Genomic DNA, 20,390 nt, shown 5'->3' on the forward strand with positions numbered 1-20,390 from the left:
AGGTGCGAACAGAATGTGTGAACCGCGCAATGCGTAAAATAGACAACAATTGGTTTATGCTTGGCGGCGTTGGTCTCCAGTCGGATGTAGAATGAAGATGAGAATATCATGGGTAGTGCGAACAAGCTGCGGCGGGCTTTGCCGTCATTATACTGGCGTGGCCGCCTGTCGCGGTTCAATGGCAGGCGTAGCCAGGGATGGTGTTCGATGCCTCGTTTGAAACGCGATATTCCGGTCGAACCAGTCGACATCTCGACTTTGAACTCTCTGACCTTCCAGGAGAGGCTCGCGATCGGGTTGGAGCGCCTGAAGGCTGAGCGTGGCTTGACGAACAGGGTGCTGGCCGAGCAGCTCGGCGTGGACGAGGCATACATATCGCATGTGGCCCGCGCCATGCGGGACGTTAAACTATCGACCCTCGACAAGATGCAGCGCGAGTGGAATGTCGTTATCGAGGATTTGCTCAAGGTCACCGAAGCAGACCTCCATCGGATAGCGGTCTGGAAAGCGCGACGCAGGAAAAAGAAGACGGCCGAAACATCGTCCTGATTTAGCCGCCGTCGCAATTCCCTCGAGCGCGCGCTAGTGGTTCAGATTGAACCAGAACCTCTCCTTCACGCCTTCGTCGTTCGAAATATCGAAGTACCAGGGATCTGTGCGCCGCGGCCGCGGAGTTGCAATCTCCTGAATACAGCTCTCTCCCTCCCGACCATATCGTCGGTTTATCGTCAGGCCCGCCAACCGGGCATCACCGTCGCGCTGACCTGACGATTGGCAAACATTGACTGTCTTGATGCATTGATCGGGCTCGCCACGCGAGCCGCGGTCGCTTTGCGAGGAATAGCCGATGGTCGTTCCCCCGGGGCAGTCCTCGTAGATTTCCTGCCCTGGCCTCCCCGCGCTGGCTTCATGGCAAATCGGCCACGAAAATCCGGGCTTCGACATCGCAGCGATCAGCCTTGTCAATGGCGGAACACAGTAGGGAACGCCATGCCAGGATGGATTATGCGATGCCGCACACAGCAAGATCTGGCATCCCCAGGAGGCGTCTTCAGCTTTTGCCGGCGCCGACGCAAGCCCACTCGCCACACCCATCAAGCCCACGGCAAAGATCGCGATCGCTTTCACTGCTCGTCTCCTTTGGTTCTCCTACTGAATCTGTGTCCATGTGCCATCGATCTTGGCAAACGAGAGGGCACCAGTCTGTGTTGCCCCGGCAAACGATCCGCTCATCGTGGTGATGATGCCGGTGCAGGTCACGCCGGGCACGGCCTCACGAGGCTTGCATTCCGAAATCCGGATCGAGCGGCCTGACCTGGCGATCGCGGCAGTCGCCTCCTCGTTGCTTGAACTTCCACCTCCAACACCTTCTGTGCCTCGGCCTTCAGCCGCCCGATCTCTTCTTCAAGCTCGGCTATGTGACCAATTCGCAGAAGCTCGTTGATCGCGTATCCGCCCACCGTTCCAACCAGGAGAGAGATAGCGGCGGCGAAAACAGCGCCCTCGTGAGAGCTACTCATGCGATCTCAATATCCCTCGATGCCTAGACGTTTGAGGATCGCGACCGGATCGGTTTCGCAATCCTTCTTCCATTCACGATGTTTCGCGCAGGCGTAGGCGTACTGGCTGAGGTCTGCCGAGGACAGGTCTGCAAGCCGGTTGCCGACCGCCTTCCACTGCTGCACGTCCGCCGGATCGCAGCCGGCGCCGCCCGCGCCGCAAAAATCGGGATCGCGTTGTTCCATCTGCTTCTCGGTGGCGCCGTCTTGCGCGCCGGTCGCGGCCGGAACGATGGTCAGCAGGAGCACCGCTATGGCGAATAGTTCGGAAAAGCGCTTCATTCAACCTCCATGCGTGTTCGTAAGGGACACTGCGCTGTCTGGCGTGACCGGTAAGGGCAACGGCAGGCTCTGGTCGGGTTCCGACGAGAGACGATCGGACTGTGCGTCATTCCCTGCCGATGCGCTGTAGAGCCAAGGTGGAAGCAGGTCGGGCGAGGACCACACGCCGAAGCCGAGCCCGCGGGCTTTCCGCTCGATATCGAAATAGGCGGGAACATGGGGTTCATTGCGATAATTGAAGGCGTATCCGATGCCTTCCGCGATCGCTGTCGCGGCCAGGTTCGTCTCGCCGACAAAGCAATGGGCGATCAGAACCTTGCTGGTGTCCCGGCCGATCGGCGCGCAGTTGACGTTCTGGCCAAGCGTTCGAAGGATCATCCAGGCGCGTGAGACCTGCCCGGCCGGCCACGTCACGCCTTCGCTTGTCGCCGTCTGCTCCAGGCGAGGAGCTTCATATCCAGCGAGTCGGACGACCTGACGGCTCTTGATGAATTCGAACGTGGTGCCGTCGACGACCCGCACCTTGCCGTAAATCTGGCGCGGAACGTCAGTCTGGCGAGCCTGCCCCAATGATCCCGTCGGGGTCAGTGCGAGCAATATCATCGTGAGGATGGCAGCTTTCATCGCGATGCTCCCACCTGCTGCATGAGGATGGCGACCGGATGCGGCATGTCCGGATATGCCCAGAGACCCGCACGAGCCGCACGCGCGCTTTCCTCGGCGACCCTATAGCCCGGCACGATCAAATGGCCGGCACCGTCGACTGCCGCAAATCCCCATCCCTCAGCGATCATATAGGTTGCAAGATCGTAGCGATGCTGGCCTGCCGTCGTCTGGCATGCGACGACCGCATTATTCCGGTCGATGTCCCTTAGGGTCGTGCAGACGGGTCGCGTATCCTTGATCAAGGCCTGCGTCATGATGAGGTTGAGGTCTCCGCAATCTCGGACTGTACCGCCGGAAAGCGTGATGCTGGTCCCGCGCAGGCACGCCTGCAGGCCATAGAGGCGATATCGCCGGCCGTCGGAGACCCAGGTGTCGCCGGTTTCGAACAGCGCCTGCGCCGGGAACGGCGTAAATTCGGTCGAAGCGCGATCCTCGCCCTTCGGTGCCGGGCGTTCGGCTTGCGGCGCCTGAACAGAAACGACCGGGGGTGAGGTAGGTCGCGTCTGGGGAAGTTCCGCACCGGCAAGCATCGGCATGACGGCGATGCCTGCATAAAGGCCGGAAACTGTCATCGTGGAAAGCAGCATGAGGGTTCCGATCCGCATCAATGCATTGCTGGATTTGCGCGATAGCGCGCACCGTAGGGATGGACAAATTGAGAGTTGGCCCAGATCCCCGTTCTCGCGCTTCGCGCGGCGTCTTCGGCTCGCGCATATTCCGGGAAAAGGGGCCGCCCAGCGCCGTCATGAAAAGCAAAGGCCACGCCCTTGCGGATGAGCGCTTCCGAGAGCGACTGCACCGCACCGTCCTCCATGAAGAAGCACTCCGCGAAGCGCACGGACGGCTGTCCGGGATTGTGCCCCAGCTCATGGCATGGAAACGCATTGCCGGCATTTGCCTTTGCCTCGCCGACAACAGCAGTCATCCCGGCAAGCGAGATCATGGCGCATGTCGCAACCACACCCGCATACTCCAGCGGTTCGATCGAAAGGCAGCCTTGCACTCCGGCCAGCCTGACAATTGTCCCATCCGATGCGAGAAACGCGCTACCGCTCAGTGCGGCTTCAGGACTGACGCTTTGCAGATCAAGCCGCGTTGCGATCGAAGAGGTGTCGAGTGGCGCCTGAGGTCCGGGGATCAGATCCCGCCCTTGCGCATAGGCCTCCTGATAGTAGCTGACGAACTCCGAAACCGAGTCGGCCCGCGCGGCCATTGGCAGAGCGATCAAGAAACCGACAGACGTCCAAAAGAGGCGGCTATAGGGTCGCCATGCGCCATTTCTCATGTCCGCATCCGTCACCTGTTGACTTTTTTGACCATGCACGAAATTGTACTGCAGTACAAGTCTGGAAATTCCATTGGAATTGGGGTAAGGTTATCCGGACGCTCAATTTGCATGTGGAGACAAGCAGATGGTGATGCATCGAAAGGTACTCAGGGCCATCGCCCTTCCGTTCCGGGCGGCGTGGATATTGATCCTGATCGTGACCTTTTTGCTGGTGTCGGCGGCTTGCGTCCTCGTCGCGGCCTTTATCGGCTACGCGATTGCATTGACGTTTTCCTATGTGTTCCTGCCGACAGAATGGACAGCGACGCTGTGGCAGTGGGCCGCCGACCTCTATGACGGGTCGCCCTGGTTCAAGGCTGCGACGATCACCTTCTTTGTGCTCCTTTTCCTGCCGATCCTGCGGCTTTGGCCGGGGAGGGATCCGATCGCCGACGCAGCCCGTGAGCGGGAAGCAGTGCGGTTGAACGACGATCTGATCGCGGCGCGACGGCGCGGCCAGCTCTAGGGGAAGGTTTGGACCAGGATTTCGGGCGCGTGTGTGCGTGGGGGTGATGCGAAGCCGGCGTCCCCGGCTTCTTGCGCGCCGGTCATCCTCCTTTGTTTCTCAATCCGATCGGCTGGCTGCGGCACCGACTTTCGGTTCCAAAGGGTGAGGAATTCCATGACAGCAAAACCCCTTTCGCTTGCCATTTCGACCTTCAAGGGCGGCGCCGGGAAATCGACCCTGAACGTCAATCTCGCAGCCGAGTTCGCCCAACAGGGACACAGGACGCTACTGATCGATTGCGACGAGCAGGAATCGGCAACGCGCTGGTACAATGTCTCCATGAAGCGGGGACTGCTGCCAACCGACGGAACACTGCTGCATCTGCGCGTTGCCCCTGGAGACAGGTTTCGGGATCGGCTCGACCAAGCTCCGGAGGCGGATATCCGGATTTACGATGTCGGCGGCTATGTGCATCAGCGCGCCATCGACGTCTACCACGAGTGCGATGCCATCCTCATTCCTGTCATCCCTGAGCCGACCGCCGCGACGTCGGCCATCAAGGTGGCCACGATCTTGACGGAGATATCCCGGAAACGGGATCGGGGGCCGATCCCCTATGCGGCGATTTGGAACTATGTGGACATGATCGCCCTCAAGCGCAATCGGTCCCTTCCCGAGGTCCACGCGATCCTGACGAGCGGCAGGATCCCCATGGTGGAGACGGTCGTTCGCAAGAGCAACCATTTCAGCGATGTCGGCGCCGGTTACGGCTCGCTTTATTCCAAGCTCGCCAGCATCGAGAATAATCCTGCTCTAACCCCGTCGGCCAGGAGACGGGCCTCGGAGAGCGTGCTCGATGCGATCGACCTTATAAAAAGGATCAACAACGAGTTCATCGGCCTGCTGCAGGCGGAGGCGGCGTAAACAATGTCGAGGAAGAGAACGCCGGTCAGAAACATACTTGCCCTGACCCGATCGAGGGAAGAACAGGCAAAGGACGTCGAGGAGGCTGCGACCTCGTATATGCCTACGAATATCGACCTCGAAATGCTCATGCCCGATGGCGGGGCGCAAGGTCAGGCGGAAAACGCTCTTCCCGATGCGTCGTCGCTCGAAAGACGCGGCCCAGTAAAACATCAGCGCCTTGAGCAATCGATGCCCAACGGACGCACCACGGCGGCAGACGCGGCTAAACAACGGAAGCGCATATCGCTCTATCTCGATGACGACGTCTTGACCAAGATCTTCCGCGTCTCGCTGGAACGTCACGAACAACTGTCGTCGGCGACGCTGAGACTCATCCTCGAGGCTCTGAAGGCGAGGGGGCTTTAGATCGGATGCGAGAGCCGCCCATCATGTTCCGTTTGCCCGACCACGTCCTGGGCAATGTCGGCGTTCTTGCCGGACGGCTTGGGATCTCTGTCAATATCGTTGCCAAGCTGATCGTCACCAGGGAGATCATGCACGTTCCGGCGATGCTCGATGAACACGATCGGCAGCTGGCGAATATGCACCAGTTCCTGCGCGAGCTTGCCTTTCGCAACGAAGAGTTCCTTTCCCAGGTGCGAGGAGGTGGCGAGAGCGCCAAAGCAGTCGCGCGAAAGCTGGACGAGGTCATGGGCGCACTCGATGCCATTCGCGATGCCGCCTTCGTCCGGCCATCTTCCTATATTGTCGATTTGATCAGGAGGCATGATGAACGAGCCGTCCAGAAGCCACTTGAGCTCTAAACCCGAAGGTCGCCGGCTGCCGAGATATTTCGATCTGATCGAGGATGAGCTGCGCCGCCACGGTGGGGGCGGCGGAGGTGGGAAACGGCCGCCATTTGGGAAAGGTAATTATACCGGAGTAAAACACCCCGGCGCCGCCTCGGCTATCAGTCGAGCAGCTGGCAACAACGCCGTTGTCGTCAAGGTTCTGTCCTACGGTGCTGGCAGCAGTTCTGCCCGCAATGTGCTTTCTTACCAGAGCAAGGAAGAAAAGGCGCGCGACCAGGATGGCCGCGAAGTGTCCGATCTCAATGAAGCCGTGCGCTCATGGGAAAGGGAATTCGGCAGTCGCAAAGGTAGTAAGGACGTTCTTCGCCTGACCTATGAGCTTGAAAGCACCAGCCGGGAAAACACAGCCCACGCTCTCGGTTTGCTCGCGGAAGATGGCTTTCACCAGGCCGGCGACGTCGGCCGGACCTATGCTTTCAGCGTAAGCGAGGGTGTGAAGGGGCAGGCACGGCTGCATTTCGCACTGGTGATTGCGCACGAAAAGAAGGACAGGTCGGACCGAAGCAGCCACAACCGGATCCCGGCGGAGATCGACGCCGTGCATGCCATCGACGCGCGGCTTGATGACGCTTTGCGGCAGGAGGGGATTACACCGATCTCGCGTTATCCAGCCGAATTCTCGTCCGGCCCGAAAGGTCTGACCGCAACCCTCCACACCATGCAGCGCAGGGGTGCAGAAGTGACGCTTTCGACGACAACGCATATCGAGGAACGGCCCGGCAAGAGCGGGCGTTACCTGCACGGCGCCGAGCGGCGCGAGATCACCACCGCGGATCACAAGCAACTGACGGCAGAGGGGAAGGTCGTCGGCGCTCTCATGCAGACCCGGCAGCCGCGGGATTTCATGCATTTGCTGCTGTCGGGGCCCGCGAATGTCGACCGTGATCAGCTCATCCAAGCCGGCCGTGACTTCCTGAAAGAGCAATTCACCGGACATCGCTATGCCTATGCCGTCCACAATCGCAACGATCTTGAAAAGCATCCGCATCTGCATGTGATCGTAGCACTGCGTAACGCCGATGGCAGGACGCTGAACCCCAACATTCGCGACTTCACCGAATGGCGGCTCCGCTTCGCCGACAAAGCTCGCGAGCGGGGTATCCCGATCGACCGCCAGAAACGCATCGAGCGTGCCGGTCCACCGCCCGTCAAGCGTTGGGAATGGGAGATGTTCCGTCAAATGGGGGCCACGGCCCCAGGCAACGTTGTCGATAAGGTCTTGGCCAAGGTTCGCGACGCACCGACCGCTCCGAAATTGGAGGATGCCAGGAATCGGCTCGAACAGAGCCGGCGCTCTGTCAGGCTTGTTATCAAGATGTTGGACGGCATAGCCAAGGACCGATCGGCGCCGAGCACTGCGCGCGAGTTGAGCCAGGATTTATCGATAGGGCTGCAACGCGAATACCGGCGGCTTGAGAAGGCCGCCCAGGAGGGCCGCAACCCCGCAAAAGAGAAAGGCGAAGAGAACATGCTGCGATCGACACCCATCAGTGCCGCCCAGGCAAAGACCGCAAAAGAAACGCTCGCGAATACCGCGTTGCGCCTCGCCTCGAAAATCGCCAACCCATCCGATCGGCTTATCTTCGAGCAGGCGACAAAGGTCATTGGAAAGGTCGTCGGGCTGCAGCTCGACTCCCGCGTGGTGAAGAACCGAGACCGCGTTGAGACCGGCAAGGGCAAACGCGGCTCTGACAGCCTTGAGACGAAATCGGCCGCCGGGCGCGATCACGTTGCAGAGCAGAGGATCGTCAACAAGAGTTCGAACGACCGCTCTTTCGATCAATCTCGTATCGCCCGGTCCAACGCCGAGCATGATGGGCCGGAAGCGGATCGGTCGGATCGTGAACGTGAGAAGACACGGCGGCGCGATTGTGAAGCACCAAGGTCGATAAAGCTTCGGCCGCCCCAGGAAAAGGATCGGGACCGAGGTCGCTGAATTACCAGTCTCGGCTCTTCGAGCAGCTCAATCCCAAAATTTGTTCGATCTTGGCATGGAGTTCCCGCACGTCGCCCGTTACAGGCAATAGGCCCGGGAGATGTATAGCCATTGCAAGCTCGGCGGACGAGTCTCGGCTGTTGCCCAGTCCTGAATATTGAAAGGCTGCGATAGCAGCAGTTTTAGCGACAGTGAAAGCTGACGAGGTGCCGCTGACGAATACGGCTTTGCTTCTATTGATCCTGTACCGCTCCATCGCATACGTAATTGCGGCGACTCGGATTCTGCGCCACATTTCATCTGCATCCGGATTCTTCTCTCGACTATCTTGCGGTGAACCAACCGCCGTTATCCAAAAATCGGGCGAGGCCTCTCGAACTCTGAGCAAGGTATCGAGAATCCCTCTCAGCGAGATATCCTCGGGGCAGTCGCGAGAGATGAAACCGAAGCGAATATTTCGTTCTCGCAGCTCCCGTAAGTATCGAATAAGCTTTTCATTGATATCGCCCAGCGTGAGATCCGCGGAACAACTCCTGCTCTTAAGAAGAACGTTGTCTCTTTCAAAGATGATAATTCCTGTAGTGCCGATGCTGCGGAATGTGCAGTAAAAGTCATGAGAATCGAGGTTCATGGGCAGACAACCAAGCTGTCTCCAGCTCTGTCCCTTCAAAGATTCCATTGTCAGTCTGACAGCTGACCTATGTGAACTATGTTGCCAATCAGTGCACGTAATCCAACGTATCTATCAGTGAGGAGCATCGGCGCGGATGCTCCAATCGCTTTGGAAACAATCACCAAGTCAAGCCAAGTGAATGCGATCACTAAAGCGTCCAGGATCTACCAGATACAAGCCGCACATCCGACTCGGGATAAAGCCGATAGGGAAGTTCTGCATAGACATATTCGCCCGGTATTGCGGCGGGCCAGAGCTTCGACATGAAGCGGTCGAGGTTTTCCGGATTGTTGCTGGAAATGATGGTATAGAAATTACCGCTATTCCAGGTCACGAATGTGTGACTGAAAAAGTTCCGTAGTGTGTCACCCATCTGCCCTAGACTGACTTCGTTTTGATTCATTCGTTTCAGAACGGTGCTTTCTTTCTCGTGAATATCGGCGGTGCTGAAGAAACGAGCCTTGAAGCCATAGTCCTTTTGCAGTTCGCGCCGCCGGTACTCCTCGCCATCGTCATGCGTGAACTTCTCGACGAATATGAAGAGTCCATCGATTTTCAGATGCTGCGACACGAAACGGATCTGATCGAAGCGATTGGGCGAGTACATCTGAAAGGTCGTGTCTTCGACTATTAGGTCGAAACCATCTGCAAATGCGCGCAGCTCGGTGTCATCTCGTAGCCTTTGAGGTGTCAAATGATGAAACGGGCCGTGGAAAAACGCGGCATGAGGAGTAACCCCAAAGGCATAGAAGCTTCTCAGATTCTCGATATTTGGGCTGCACGAAAGCGTTTCGACCCTGCCATTGCCAATCTCCGCAATCACGCGAGCCATCGTGCCCTCGGCTGTTCCCAAGGTATAGATGCTAAGCCTTCCTTTTCTGGCACGAGCATATTTGAGAATTGCACAACCGAGGCGACACTCCTCTTCGAATCGATAAGGTATGCTACTGAGGTAATGCTGATCGAACGGACCTTGCCTCAGCGGATGAAGGGTTGAAAAGTGCCTGAATGTCAGGTCCTGCGGAAACAGGCGGTGATCAAGCCAAGGCGGTCGAAACGGCATACCTGCCCGCCCGGAAGCGGTTGTCGAAAAGAACTCTGCAAGCTCGTTGAGACGCGGCGCGCGTTCGCATTCTTCGAAAAAGGTGGAGAAATCCCGCATGTCGTGCTCCATCGGTTCGACACGCATCGATGCTCTTGCCGCGAAAGCTCTTGCTGCCGCTCCATTGAGCCGAACGAGCACCGTGCACAGGCACAGTTGCAAGAAGCCTGACCTTCAACCGTCACAATCTCGTTATTCTTTCAAAAAATTGTCATAAAATTTTGCGTTGCAGCGGACAAATCGAAATCTCGCTTTAGTTAGTGGCAGAAGGTATCGCCTGCTTCGCGCGGCGTTCGTGAGACAATCGATGGAAAGGAATTATGGATGGTTCGTTCTGGTGCGTTTGACCCGGCTATGATCAGACGCTCAGAACAATCCGCATTCCTACACGAGTTTGCTTGCTGGCGATCTGTGCGCGCGGATGTCGTCCGCAGAACGGGGCTCGGACGACAGGAAACAAATCTTATTGCGGACAACCATGCCATCCTGTTGAACATGCAAGGCGTTGCAAAAGAGGGCGAAGACTATCTCGACGGCCGCAAGGTCACTTTTAAACAAAGGCAACCCGGCTCCCTATCGTTCATTCCGGCAGACCACAGCTGGAGCGGCTGGGACGATGGGGACACCACCGCGTCCTATCTCCTCATTACCGTAGGCAAGAAATTCATTCGGGACCACTTCGACGACGTGCCCGGAACCGATTTTGACCAACTGAAACCGACACTCGGTTTCGAGGATTCACAGATACAATATGCTGCACGTAGCATTCGATCCGAATTAGGGGAACGGGATCCCTTGTCCCATATGACGGTGGAAAGCCATGCGAGGACGATTTTCCTACGGCTTCTTCGTCTCTCCGGCCAAGAGCCAATATACCTGAAAGGCGGTCTTTCGTCCGCGGTCCTGAAGCGCCTCATCGACAAGATCGATGCGAATCTGGATGGGTCTTTGACCCTGGCCGAGTTGGCTCAAGAGGCGGGATTGAGCGAGTATTATTTCTCGAAAGCATTTCGGCAATCGACGGGTTCGCCACCCCATGCATACATCGTTCGAAGACGCGTGGAGCGGGCGAGCGAAATGCTTCGCTATTCCGAACATTCGATAACCGAGATCGCCTATGCTTGCGGCTTCTCCAGCCCCAGTCATCTTGCGGCAGCCTTCCGCCGCGTAATGGGGACCACCCCGAAACAACATAGAGCAGAATGGAAGACACAAGTACGCTGACGCGTCCGAGCGGATTGCAGCAGGATTCTGAAAGTGGAATATCGCATCGTCCGCTAGAGTAACCGCACGTAAGCGCTACCTCCACAAATTGGCGGATACATGGATCAAGATGCCAATGTCGCACCGGACCAATTGAGGCCACGCTCGGTCCGCTCTTTCTTCCTGCTTAGCGTTCTCTTTTCTGCCGCCGGCCGCAATGCCTACTACGTCGGAGCAATCTGGATCCTGGCAGAGGCGGGCAATAGTGCGGAGTCCATCGCTCTGTTCCTGGCCCTAGGCAGCATCTCGGAGTTTCTGGCGAGTGCGCCGGTCGGATATCTCGTCGATCGTTTCGACCGGACGCGCTTGTGCCTGGCAGGCGATGCTATCAGGATCGCCATCTTGATCATCACAGCTGCCGTGATGATCAAGCAAACGCCTAACGACACGCTCTATGTCTCAGCGGTTTTTTATGCGGCGGCCGACCGGCTATATCTTACCGCTTCTTCGGCAATCATACCGTCGATCACAGCATCCGAGCGTCTGGTGGGGTTCAACTCCCTAGCTTATGCTGCCATGCAGGTGGGAAACATGCTCGCGGCGGTAATAACCGGATGGCTGCTCGGCGCTACCGTGCAAACGGTTTCATTCCTGTTCGCTGCGGGTACATTCGCGATTTCGATGCTCAGCATGCCTCAAGTCACCCTCCGCCTTCCAAACGGGGCGACCCATGATCGCTGTGCTCCTCAACCCTGCTCGGAAACTTCCGAGGGCGAGAAGGCAGCTCGTGTGCCGAGATTCCTTGTCGCCAGCTATGTGCTGATCTACGCCATGGGAATGCTTGTCAGTGCGCTCATGTCGAAGTTCGTGCTGCTGGAGCTTGGGGGGACCGCCTTTGAGTTCGGCCTCCTCGAATTCTCCTGGGGAGCCGGCGCAATGATCAGCATGCTGATTTTGACGCTCCGGTGTTTCAGCAGGGCTGGTGGCAGCGTCATTCCGATCATCGTCTTTTCGTCGGGGGTGGCAATGGCGGCCCTCTGCACGACGCGGGACCTCAACATTGCATGTGTGCTAGTAACAATCCTTGGTGCTGGCTATAACCTTTCGCGGGTACTGATCGATGTCGAAATACAGAAGCTTATAGCCGGTGCAAAGCTGGGCCGAGCGAAAGGCCGGATGCATGCCATCTGCATGGGCTTCAGCTTGACTATCTACGCTGCTCTTACCGCCGTCGGCGACGGTGTCGGTCCGTCCACGGTGTTCCTGGCTTTCGGGCTCGGAATGATCGCTTGCATTATTGCCGGCTATCTCCTGAACTTCGCCAGATCGAAAAGTTCCAAACGCCGAGAGGCGCGGTCATGAGCGAATGGTCGGGAAATATAAATCCTCAGTTGACCAAGCACGCCGTCTTGGATCTGATCGGCACCCTGTTTCCATGGATCGACGACTTCCGGCAAAGAAGCTTGGTGGATTATGCTCGAGAAGCGTTCGACACCGAGCCGCATAGAAGCACGTGTGGTGTCCGCCAACACGCGATGTCGCTCTTTCAACGATCTATCTTCCGGGCGGGCAGGAAGGCTGGCCTCGTGGATGATCGGGTCCGTGCGATCGCGGCCGAGATCGTCCATGCCCCTGTCATGCAAGCCGGACCTCACTTGCATTTGCTGATCGAGCCGGATGCCTACTACACACATCTCTTCAGTCTGATGGGTCTAAGGGCGCATCGCCGTTCGGCCTATCTTTCCTATGCGGTATCGACGGTCAAATTCGTCGAAAGAGGCCGAAAGGGACCCGGGTGGCTAAAGATCGGCGGCGACGCCATCAACGTCTTCGGCCTAAGCCGCAGCCAGATGATCCCCTATAGCATACTTGCCCGAAACGGCCCCTATCGCTTCGCTCTGAAAAATGTCGATGGCGGCGGGAACGACAGCGACCTCGTCGCACGGCTGCGTTCGATATTGCCGCAGGGCGAATATCCGTCCGCTGCGTCTGCGATCAAGTATGCCAATCTGCACCTCTGGAAGAGATATTTCGATCCTGACATTGCCTTCTTGCAGATCGATGACGAGGATGTGGCCGATCTCGTTGTCGATCATCTTCAGGACAAATCGTCCTGGCTGGCGCGGAATTTGTTTGTGAACTGCGGATTCGTGAGAGGTCTGCTCTCCTCCGTTGACGACCTTGCCAATGGTCCCTGGGAGGGTTGGTTGAAGAATTCCACCGACCTGTTCTGGGGTAGCGATCGGGGCCGCCTCTTTCCCCTGCGAGTAGTGGGGCACAGGCTCGAGGCAGGGAGAGCGGAGGATTGCTCCCTTGTATTCGAGGTGGATGCAGTCATCGAGGCGTTACAGGCGCGCAAGATTATTCCGAATCTTCTTTTGATGTTCATCGTCACGGCGATATTGCCGGGCATACGCGTCCTCGGCGGCAGCCGGCACACCGTTTACTATCCCCTAATGCGCCATGCCTTTTCTCGGGCGCTCACCATGGAAGGACAGCTCGAGCTAGCTGCTACGATCGCTGCTGACCGCCGGTCGGGAATTTGGGGACATCGGGTACTTCTGGATAATGCCGAGCCGTTTGCAGAGCTCAATAGCCTGGGCTCGGGTAACATCGAGCCCGCGCTCGACAACTATCGCGGCCTCTCGCTGGAGGAAGCTGGTGGCACTTTCGAGAGTTTTGCTGATGACCCATTATGGGTCCATCTCAGGGTTCACCATAGCGAAGGCACTTTGAGCGTGGATGATCCAGAGTGGGCGCTCGCAAAATAATTTCGGTTCCTTAGCTCAGACCTTCGGCTTCCTTCCGGCCCTCAGCGGTTTTGGCTTATCTCCAGGCGACGGTTCCAAAAAGAACTGAGAGATATCTATCGATAACGCATTCGCAATGCGATCCAGCAGATCAATAGAGGCGTTGTACTTTCCTCTTTCCAGATCACTGATCACGGTGCGATCCACATGCGCGTCTACCGCGAGGTTTTCTTGCGTAAGCTTTTGCGCTGACCTGTGATGTCGCAGATTCCACGCTATGCGCGCACGAGTTTCCATGCGCAATGGGCAACATCTTGCGTTGCATTAATCCATGGAATATATTCTACATATTCTGTTTTCAGCTCCAACTTCGGGGCACGTACACCCTTGCCGCTCCCAAGTGATGACGCGAGTGGCGTCTCCCATCTAAGGGCAAACGCGATGCATGATCGGGTAGAAAAGCAGGGCAATCGAGTGTCGCATCCGGTCGATATCCATGTCGGACAGCAGCTCCGCATCAGACGAATTCACTCCAACCTCTCGCAAACCGAGCTCGGTGAAAAGGTCGGTTTAAGCTATCAACAGGTACAGAAATATGAGAGTGGTAAGAACCGCATCAGCGCCTCGATGCTCTATGAGATCGCCAGCGGACTGAATGTGCCGGTGAGCTGCTTTTTCGACGGACTGCCACAGCCGGGCTCAGGCGTGGGGGCGACCGTCGCCCCCGAGGCGGACGAGCGTATCGCCTATCTCGCCACGGCGGAAGGGCGTCGCTTTGTCGAAGAAATTCTACGCCTATCGCCAAAGCTCAGGACCCGGACGTTGGCGTTGATCAGGACGATTGCCGGAGATGAAGACAAGGGCGAGGCCGATTGAATCGGATTACCAAGGAAGCTTCTTCCGAAAGGTGATTGAGAGGGAATTTCCTCAATTTTCCGATGGCCATTGCTGGGCGGCATGCAGGACGCGCAGGATTCGTGTCGCGTCGGGATCTTCCACCTACACAACGATGTAGTTTGCCCGCACAATCATTTCCCGCGTGCCTTCGAGCCGACCGGACCGGTAAAGTCGGGGGTGCTCTGGAAGCTTCGCGACTTTGGTGACTTTGGTCTCGATATCACCTTTTAACCTTTGCGCGGCGTCGATTGTCGTCAGAGATGTAATCGATAATCGCCAATAGATCGGCTCGAGCTGTCTCCAGCCATTCAAGTTCGGGCACAACGCTTCCTATCTATCAATGCTTGTGCTTCGTCCATGACCTGCCGATGCGGTACGCTTGGCCGAGTATCGGCCAGAGCCTCGCGCACCTTGGCACGGAACCATTCGTCGTAGGCTTCCGGGTCGGTCGTCAGGCCGGCCGGTAAGCCGCCCTCCTTGGCGACGCGGGTTAGGAAGATCCGCACAGCGTCTGAAACGGACAAGCCGAAATTGGCTAGCGTTTCGGTGGCGTCGGCCTTAAGCTTATCATCTACTCGAATGTGCAGCATGGATGTATGCGCGGCCATTATCGCTTCTCCTAATATCACGGCTAGCGCGATTATGTATCTCAATTGAGATATATTCAAAGCCCTGCCAGCTCTCGTCTTAATTCGAGGTGGCTGCATCACCTCCAGGTGCGACATCGTCAAAACTGTCCAGATCTGACCTTATCTCTGTCCCTCGGAGACCTGAATTCTTCCCGTTGGACCGTGCCGCTCTATCGTGGTGCCAAAGATGGCCGAACGCTCGGCGAGATCGTCAATGATCTGTTGCGCTATCTTGCCGGAGGCGACCATAGGGACTTGCCGCTCGTGAAAATCCAGCCCTTCGATCCTTTCCTCGCCGCCAAGTGCCACGGGCAAAAGGTCGATCTGCAAGGGCCCTGCCGGATCGAAGGCGCAGGTTGCGACCACGCTCTTCCAGACGTCGGGTGAACTCCATTCAGTTTCACCCTTCTCGGTATGGAAGATGAAGTTCCCAAGTCCGAAGAAGATCGGGGCACGTTTGTAGATCTCTATCGGCTGCAGGACGGGGGTTCCATGACTAACGAACACATTGGCGCCGGCATCGATGCAAGCATGTGCGAATGCCCTGACCCAATCGGGAACGTCACGCCAATTCGGCTCCCAGTGATGATGATGGAGATAGGCAATGACGAACTGTTCGCGCGATCGTGCCCTTGCAATCGCCTCTAGATGGATTGAAGCACTATCGGGATCGACCGCAATGACACGACGATTGACGTCAGCGCGCCGGAAGATGGTGCCATAGAAGTCGATTTCGGCGTCCTCGTCGAGGACCGGTGGGTCGTCTGGTTGAGCATAGTTGGCTCGTTCCAGTTTTGAAATTTGAAAGGTCGTCTGGATTGTTGCCAACATGTCGAATGCCGCCCGATCAGCCTCGAAGATGCGCGTTACTTCTAGCTGGTTCACGCCTGGCCTGGATGGGCGGCGGTAACGCGCATTGTCAGCATACATGGTTCGAGGCCCGGGTCCGGCATCCATCGCCACCAGGCCTATAAGTCGACTGCGGATAGCTGCTACGCCCGGCGCTATGGCGTGATCGCGGTCAAGTCCAATCCCCGCGTGAAGAAAGCCACGAGCCCGAACCTCCTCGAGCGTCGACAGAATGCCGGGCGGGCCAAGATCGAAGGCATGATTGTTTGCAAGCGCCAGGGCGTTGAACCCCGCTTGTTTCAGGGCGTCGAGAACCTGAGGATCGGAATATCCGAAGTACGAGCCCTTCATGGGCGACCCGCCATGGCGGCCCAATATGGTCCCCTCGAAATTGGTGAAGGCGACATCAGCCTTTTTCAAAATCTCGACAATCTGCAAAAAGCCCGGATCAACGCAGGCCCTGATATCATGATGAATAAGCGACTGACCGGTGATGGCTAGGGTAAAAGGGGATGGCATTGATATACCTGCAAAAAGTAATTTGGTTCTAACCGGAAACCAGATATCCAGTTCCTGGCGTTGACGGCTGGACTATGTGCGTTGCTCAATCGGTCGCGCCGGCTCAGGGCGTCGTCGGCGGAGAAATATCGATGCCGAACCACTTCAGGCTGAGATTCTTCAATGTTCCGTCGGCAATGCAGTCCTGAATGGCCTTGTCGAAGTCTGCAACCAGGGCGGTGTCGTCTTTGCGGATGCCGACTCCGACGCCTGGTCCCCAGAGACCGCCTGACAATTCCGGGCCATAGAAAGCAGCGGTCTCGCCATCCTTGCTGTCGAGAAAGGTCTTCCATGTGAAATAGTCGGCAAGGCCGCCATCGATACGGCCCGCAGCAAGGTCCAGATGGAGATTGTCCTGGGTGTCGTAGCTGCGGATCGTCGCAACTTTGCCGAAGAGATCGTTGAGGACGGCTTCAGAGTTCGATGATCTGAGCACACCAAGCGTCTTGCCGGAAAGGGCCGACTGCAGCTGCTCGAGGACCGCCTCCTGTGCTTTGCCGACGCTTGTTAGGTTGATCTTGATCTTGGTGTCAGTCTGCGGGAGTTGGAGATCCTTGCGCATGACCAGCTGATTGAAGCCGCCCGCATAAGGGCGTGAAAAGGCGATCGATCTCCTGCGTTTTTCGGTGATCGCCATTCCGGACATGATCGCATCGAACTTGCCGACGGTCAGCGCCGGGATCATTCCATCCCAATCCTGTGCGACAAACTTGCACTCGACCGCAATACGTCGGCACAATTCATTGCCGACGTCGATGTCATAACCGACAAGCTTTCCCTCCGTATCGATCATATCCCAGGGCGGAGAGGCACCCTCGGTCGCAATCGTGAGCGTCTTGCGGTCCATGGCTTGGGCGCTGACTTGGCTGAGTGCAAGAGCGATGACGGACGCGACGAGAATGGATTTACGCATTTGTGGATTCCCCTTTTTTATAGCGAGTGGATGGATGATTGGCTGCCCGGTTTCGTGTTTGCGCGCTTGCTCGTCAGCTTTAGCAGAAACCGGAGCCCAAAAATCATCGCGCCGACCGGCGCAATCTTCGAATAACTGGTGGCCGAGCGAGTGAGACGTATCTCGAGCAATCGGAAGGATACCGAAACGGTGAAGTTGAGAAGCAGATAAAGAATTCCTGCCGCCAGAAAAACCTCGTAGGGTGCGAACGTTTCCGAGACCATCCGGCGCGCAAGTCCGGTGATCTCCAGGAGCGTGACTGTGCTTGCCAAGGAGCTCGCCTTGACCAGGCCGATCACTTCGTTCGCATAGGAGGGAAGCACCGCCCTGAATGCCAATGGGAATATGACCAACCGTATCTGCATCAGTCGGCTCAGCCCGAGGGCTTTCGCCGCCTCGACGATGCCCCGTGGAACCGTCAATATGCCGGCCCGAAAGACTTCCGTTGTGTAGGCAGTGCTGTTTAGCGAGAAGGTGATGAGGGCGCACCAGAACGGTTCGCGCAGCACAGGCCAGAGAATACTCTGACGGACGATCGATAGCTGGCTGAGGCCGTAGTAGACGAGGAAGAGCTGCACCAGCAATGGTGTGCCCCGGAATAGGTAGGTATAGGCCAGTACCGATCCCGACAGCGTTCTGTTCGGTGATGCCCGCAGAAGGCTGAGTGGCACCGATAGAACAAAGCTGATCACGAGCGACAAAAGCGTCAGCAAGAGGGTGAGGAAAACACCGTGCACGAGCACGGAGATGCTTTCGATGATGAGATCGAGGTCCATGCTCAGCTTCCTCAGTGGCCTGGAATCTGGATACGTCGCTCCAGCACGCGAAACGACGCGAGCGACAGGCTGGTGAGGGCAAGGTAAAGAGCCGAGGCCATCAGATAAAAGGGAAGGGGAGCCCTCATCGACCCGGCACCGATGAAAGCCACGCGCATGATGTCGGTCAGCCCGATGACCGAGACGAGAGAGGTATCCTTCACAAGCGAAATCCAGAGATTGCCGTAGGCGGGAAGGGCGACTTGCAGCATCTGCGGCAGGATCACGAACGCCCAGATCTGCCAAGGTTTCAGGCCCAGGCTGCGCGCAGCTTCCGCCTGTCCTTGCGGCACGCTCATGATCGCACCGCGGAAAATCTCGGCGCAATAAGCTCCAAAGACAATCGTCAATGCGGTGACGCCTGCGGCAAAAGCGTTGATTTCGACGTAACGGCCCGTTAGCGCCGTGATGGCTGCCGTCCCCCCAAAATAGACGACCAGAATGACAAGCAGCTCGGGCAAGCCACGGACGATTGTCGTGTAGGCTTGGCCGAGGAGGGCAGGGACGCGCGCCTTCGATAGCTTGACGATGGCGACAAGCAATCCAAAAAGTGATCCGAGAACGCCGCTCACGAGGGTAAGTACAACGGTGATCTGGAGTCCTTCGAAGAATTGAAGTGTGAAATTGAGCACGCAGATCCTCTCCGCCTTAGGCCCGCGTGACACAGACATAGGGTCGTCGTATATATATTGTTCTATAATACCATCGCGATACTACCTGTGATAGCATTTTAAATGCTGATAATCGAAAGTAATATTCGCTTACATACGAGATTTATACTTTGAATCGGCAGCGTCAATCTATAAGGTGCTCTTAATTCTGATAAGCTTGGCTTATATGCCGACGCTCGCCGCCGCTTTGGAAAACGGACTCTGGGCTGGGATTAAGCGCAAGACGGTGAGGCCGAAAAGATGCTTGCAAGATCCACCCCCGGAGTGACGCTGCGGCAGCTGCAGATTTTCCGCGAGGTTTTGCGCACCGGGTCGGAACGACTCGCGGCGAAGAACCTGAAAATCACTCAGCCGGCCATCAGCCAGCAGATCAGGCAGCTTGAGGGGGAGGTCGGTCTTGCCTTGTTTGCGCGTGAGAATAATCGGCTGGCGCCCACCGATCTTGCCTGGGATCTGTTGAAGCGCGTCAACGGCGCTCTGCAAAGCGTCGACCGCATTGAGAAATCAATCGCTGCATTGCGCAACGAAGAGGAGGTTTCGCTGAGCCTGGCCGTTCCGGGAGTTTTCTGCCTAAGCGCCATCCCTCGGGCTATCCGTGCAATTCGCGAGAGCAATGCATTGTCGTTTCAGATCAAGTCCGGCAGCTATCAGCAGATTGCAGAGCACGTCCTGAACGGTCGAGCGGATCTCGGAGTATCGCGTCTGCCGCTCGACGAGCGCGCTTTCGAATGGCTACCGGCGGCCACCGCCAGAAACGTCTGCCTGTTTCAGGCCGGGCATCGGTTCGCCGATAAAGACATTATCAAGTCGGAAGACATCGCCGGTGAGGCGCTGGTGGACATTGAGCCCCAGTTTGCAGCCCATCAGATGAATATCAATGCCCTGCGGTATAGCGGCGTGGAGCCGGATCTGGCCGTTGAGTATGATGCAAATGGCCATGATGTGGGGTTCGTCGCGGCCGGCGTCGGAATTTCTATCATCAACAGCTTGATAGCGCGGGAATATAAGGAGTTTGGGCTGGAGTTCCGGCCGTTTGAACCTGGCGCCATCTATCACTACGTGGTGTTCTGGCAAAGAGGGCGCCAACTCACCGTCGGCATGCGACAGACCCTCGATGCATTGATTGCCGTGCTTGGGGCGTCGGATTGATTTGCCTATAAGCAACCGCGTTTTCCATGCTTGGAAAAAGCGGCATTCAAACCAGCATATTTCTCATCTGACGTTTATTATAATTCATTGAAATTTATGAATTTACAACCGGCATAATATTCGGCATGGACATTTCGTATATGGAA

24 protein-coding genes and 1 pseudogene are annotated in these 20,390 nt (G+C 57.0%); 11 read left to right on the top strand and 14 right to left on the bottom strand.

Going from position 1 to position 20,390, the window contains the following annotated elements; translation table 11 throughout:
• Positions 1-207: 207 nt before the first annotated feature.
• Complete coding sequence (locus ACJJVH_RS20410) at positions 208-549, top strand: helix-turn-helix domain-containing protein (RefSeq protein WP_412065964.1); 342 nt, start codon at positions 208-210, stop codon at positions 547-549.
• 33 nt (positions 550-582) lie between these two features.
• Here ACJJVH_RS20410 and ACJJVH_RS20415 read toward each other — a convergent pair whose 3' ends face one another.
• The 5 genes from ACJJVH_RS20415 to ACJJVH_RS20435 all read right to left on the bottom strand — a co-directional run bounded on the left by ACJJVH_RS20415 (position 583) and on the right by ACJJVH_RS20435 (position 3,792).
• Positions 583-1,128 carry a hypothetical protein gene (locus tag ACJJVH_RS20415; protein ID WP_412065965.1) on the bottom strand — a complete coding sequence of 182 codons (546 nt, stop codon included), beginning with the start codon at positions 1,126-1,128 and terminating at the stop codon, positions 583-585.
• A 398-nt stretch (positions 1,129-1,526) separates the two neighbouring features.
• On the bottom strand, positions 1,527-1,841 hold the full coding sequence (locus tag ACJJVH_RS20420; protein WP_412065966.1) for a hypothetical protein: 315 nt from the start codon (positions 1,839-1,841) through the stop codon (positions 1,527-1,529).
• Positions 1,842-2,465 carry a thermonuclease family protein gene (locus ACJJVH_RS20425; RefSeq protein ID WP_412065967.1) on the bottom strand — a complete coding sequence of 208 codons (624 nt, stop codon included), beginning with the start codon at positions 2,463-2,465 and terminating at the stop codon, positions 1,842-1,844.
• Positions 2,462-3,094 (bottom strand): thermonuclease family protein, encoded by a 633-nt coding sequence (locus ACJJVH_RS20430; protein WP_412065968.1) that lies wholly within the window; start codon positions 3,092-3,094, stop codon positions 2,462-2,464. The genes ACJJVH_RS20425 and ACJJVH_RS20430 overlap by 4 nt, the downstream gene beginning before the upstream one ends.
• A 17-nt stretch (positions 3,095-3,111) precedes the next feature.
• Entirely contained in the window at positions 3,112-3,792 is a 681-nt protein-coding gene (locus ACJJVH_RS20435; protein ID WP_412065969.1) for a thermonuclease family protein, read from the bottom strand.
• A gap of 127 nt (positions 3,793-3,919) precedes the next feature.
• Between ACJJVH_RS20435 and ACJJVH_RS20440 the strand changes: the two genes are divergently transcribed.
• From ACJJVH_RS20440 to ACJJVH_RS20460, 5 genes are all read left to right on the top strand, one after another.
• On the top strand, positions 3,920-4,300 hold the full coding sequence (locus ACJJVH_RS20440) for a hypothetical protein (protein WP_113372272.1): 381 nt from the start codon (positions 3,920-3,922) through the stop codon (positions 4,298-4,300).
• Positions 4,301-4,456: 156 nt separating this feature from the next.
• The gene (locus ACJJVH_RS20445) at positions 4,457-5,206 is read left to right on the top strand and encodes an AAA family ATPase (RefSeq protein ID WP_412065970.1); all 750 of its coding nucleotides are present in this window, start codon (positions 4,457-4,459) and stop codon (positions 5,204-5,206) included.
• A gap of 3 nt (positions 5,207-5,209) precedes the next feature.
• Positions 5,210-5,614 carry a hypothetical protein gene (locus ACJJVH_RS20450; protein WP_412065971.1) on the top strand — a complete coding sequence of 135 codons (405 nt, stop codon included), beginning with the start codon at positions 5,210-5,212 and terminating at the stop codon, positions 5,612-5,614.
• A 23-nt stretch (positions 5,615-5,637) separates the two neighbouring features.
• Entirely contained in the window at positions 5,638-6,012 is a 375-nt protein-coding gene (locus ACJJVH_RS20455; RefSeq protein WP_412065972.1) for a hypothetical protein, read from the top strand.
• Positions 5,975-7,996, top strand: a complete 2,022-nt coding sequence (locus tag ACJJVH_RS20460; protein WP_412065973.1) for a relaxase/mobilization nuclease domain-containing protein — start codon at positions 5,975-5,977, stop codon at positions 7,994-7,996. The genes ACJJVH_RS20455 and ACJJVH_RS20460 overlap by 38 nt, the downstream gene beginning before the upstream one ends.
• Position 7,997: 1 nt before the next feature.
• On the opposite strand, the gene ACJJVH_RS20465 is transcribed toward ACJJVH_RS20460, so the two are convergent.
• Both ACJJVH_RS20465 and ACJJVH_RS20470 read right to left on the bottom strand, forming a co-directional pair.
• Complete coding sequence (locus ACJJVH_RS20465; RefSeq protein WP_412065974.1) at positions 7,998-8,627, bottom strand: hypothetical protein; 630 nt, start codon at positions 8,625-8,627, stop codon at positions 7,998-8,000.
• A gap of 190 nt (positions 8,628-8,817) precedes the next feature.
• Positions 8,818-9,831 (bottom strand): class I SAM-dependent methyltransferase, encoded by a 1,014-nt coding sequence (locus ACJJVH_RS20470; protein WP_412066245.1) that lies wholly within the window; start codon positions 9,829-9,831, stop codon positions 8,818-8,820.
• A 264-nt stretch (positions 9,832-10,095) separates the two neighbouring features.
• Between ACJJVH_RS20470 and ACJJVH_RS20475 the strand changes: the two genes are divergently transcribed.
• The 3 genes from ACJJVH_RS20475 (at position 10,096) to ACJJVH_RS20485 (ending at position 13,745) form a co-directional block, all read left to right on the top strand.
• Positions 10,096-10,995, top strand: coding sequence for a helix-turn-helix domain-containing protein (locus ACJJVH_RS20475; RefSeq protein WP_412065975.1), 900 nt, complete (start codon positions 10,096-10,098; stop codon positions 10,993-10,995).
• A gap of 99 nt (positions 10,996-11,094) precedes the next feature.
• On the top strand, positions 11,095-12,336 hold the full coding sequence (locus ACJJVH_RS20480) for an MFS transporter (RefSeq protein ID WP_412065976.1): 1,242 nt from the start codon (positions 11,095-11,097) through the stop codon (positions 12,334-12,336).
• A complete protein-coding gene (locus ACJJVH_RS20485) occupies positions 12,333-13,745 on the top strand; it encodes a hypothetical protein (protein WP_412065977.1) in 1,413 nt (470 codons plus the stop codon). The genes ACJJVH_RS20480 and ACJJVH_RS20485 overlap by 4 nt, the downstream gene beginning before the upstream one ends.
• Before the next feature lie 15 nt (positions 13,746-13,760).
• Here ACJJVH_RS20485 and ACJJVH_RS20490 read toward each other — a convergent pair whose 3' ends face one another.
• Positions 13,761-14,021 (bottom strand): helix-turn-helix domain-containing protein, encoded by a 261-nt coding sequence (locus tag ACJJVH_RS20490; protein WP_113401189.1) that lies wholly within the window; start codon positions 14,019-14,021, stop codon positions 13,761-13,763.
• A 144-nt stretch (positions 14,022-14,165) separates the two neighbouring features.
• Here ACJJVH_RS20490 and ACJJVH_RS20495 point away from each other — a divergent pair, with 144 nt between their 5' ends.
• On the top strand, positions 14,166-14,600 hold the full coding sequence (locus ACJJVH_RS20495) for a helix-turn-helix domain-containing protein (RefSeq protein WP_412065978.1): 435 nt from the start codon (positions 14,166-14,168) through the stop codon (positions 14,598-14,600).
• A 51-nt stretch (positions 14,601-14,651) separates the two neighbouring features.
• On the opposite strand, the pseudogene ACJJVH_RS20500 reads toward ACJJVH_RS20495, so the two are convergent.
• From ACJJVH_RS20500 to ACJJVH_RS20525, 6 genes and pseudogenes are all read right to left on the bottom strand, one after another.
• Positions 14,652-14,943: pseudogene (locus ACJJVH_RS20500) on the bottom strand (type II toxin-antitoxin system RelE/ParE family toxin).
• Entirely contained in the window at positions 14,930-15,229 is a 300-nt protein-coding gene (locus ACJJVH_RS20505) for a type II toxin-antitoxin system RelB/DinJ family antitoxin (protein WP_113401186.1), read from the bottom strand. The pseudogene ACJJVH_RS20500 and the gene ACJJVH_RS20505 overlap by 14 nt, the downstream one beginning before the upstream one ends.
• 141 nt (positions 15,230-15,370) lie before the next feature.
• Positions 15,371-16,618, bottom strand: a complete 1,248-nt coding sequence (locus ACJJVH_RS20510) for a CapA family protein (RefSeq protein ID WP_412065979.1) — start codon at positions 16,616-16,618, stop codon at positions 15,371-15,373.
• A gap of 103 nt (positions 16,619-16,721) precedes the next feature.
• Positions 16,722-17,570, bottom strand: coding sequence for a transporter substrate-binding domain-containing protein (locus tag ACJJVH_RS20515; protein WP_412065980.1), 849 nt, complete (start codon positions 17,568-17,570; stop codon positions 16,722-16,724).
• Between the two features lie 17 nt (positions 17,571-17,587).
• Positions 17,588-18,385, bottom strand: coding sequence for an ABC transporter permease (locus ACJJVH_RS20520; protein WP_412065981.1), 798 nt, complete (start codon positions 18,383-18,385; stop codon positions 17,588-17,590).
• Between the two features lie 11 nt (positions 18,386-18,396).
• On the bottom strand, positions 18,397-19,056 hold the full coding sequence (locus ACJJVH_RS20525) for an ABC transporter permease (protein WP_412065982.1): 660 nt from the start codon (positions 19,054-19,056) through the stop codon (positions 18,397-18,399).
• A gap of 279 nt (positions 19,057-19,335) precedes the next feature.
• On the opposite strand from ACJJVH_RS20525, the gene ACJJVH_RS20530 reads away from it, so the two are divergent.
• Positions 19,336-20,244 carry a LysR family transcriptional regulator gene (locus ACJJVH_RS20530; RefSeq protein ID WP_412065983.1) on the top strand — a complete coding sequence of 303 codons (909 nt, stop codon included), beginning with the start codon at positions 19,336-19,338 and terminating at the stop codon, positions 20,242-20,244.
• Positions 20,245-20,390 lie beyond the last annotated feature (146 nt).

Origin of the sequence: Rhizobium sp. SYY.PMSO (genome assembly GCF_046840415.1) — a bacterium.
Classification (GTDB): Bacteria; Pseudomonadota; Alphaproteobacteria; order Rhizobiales; family Rhizobiaceae; genus Rhizobium.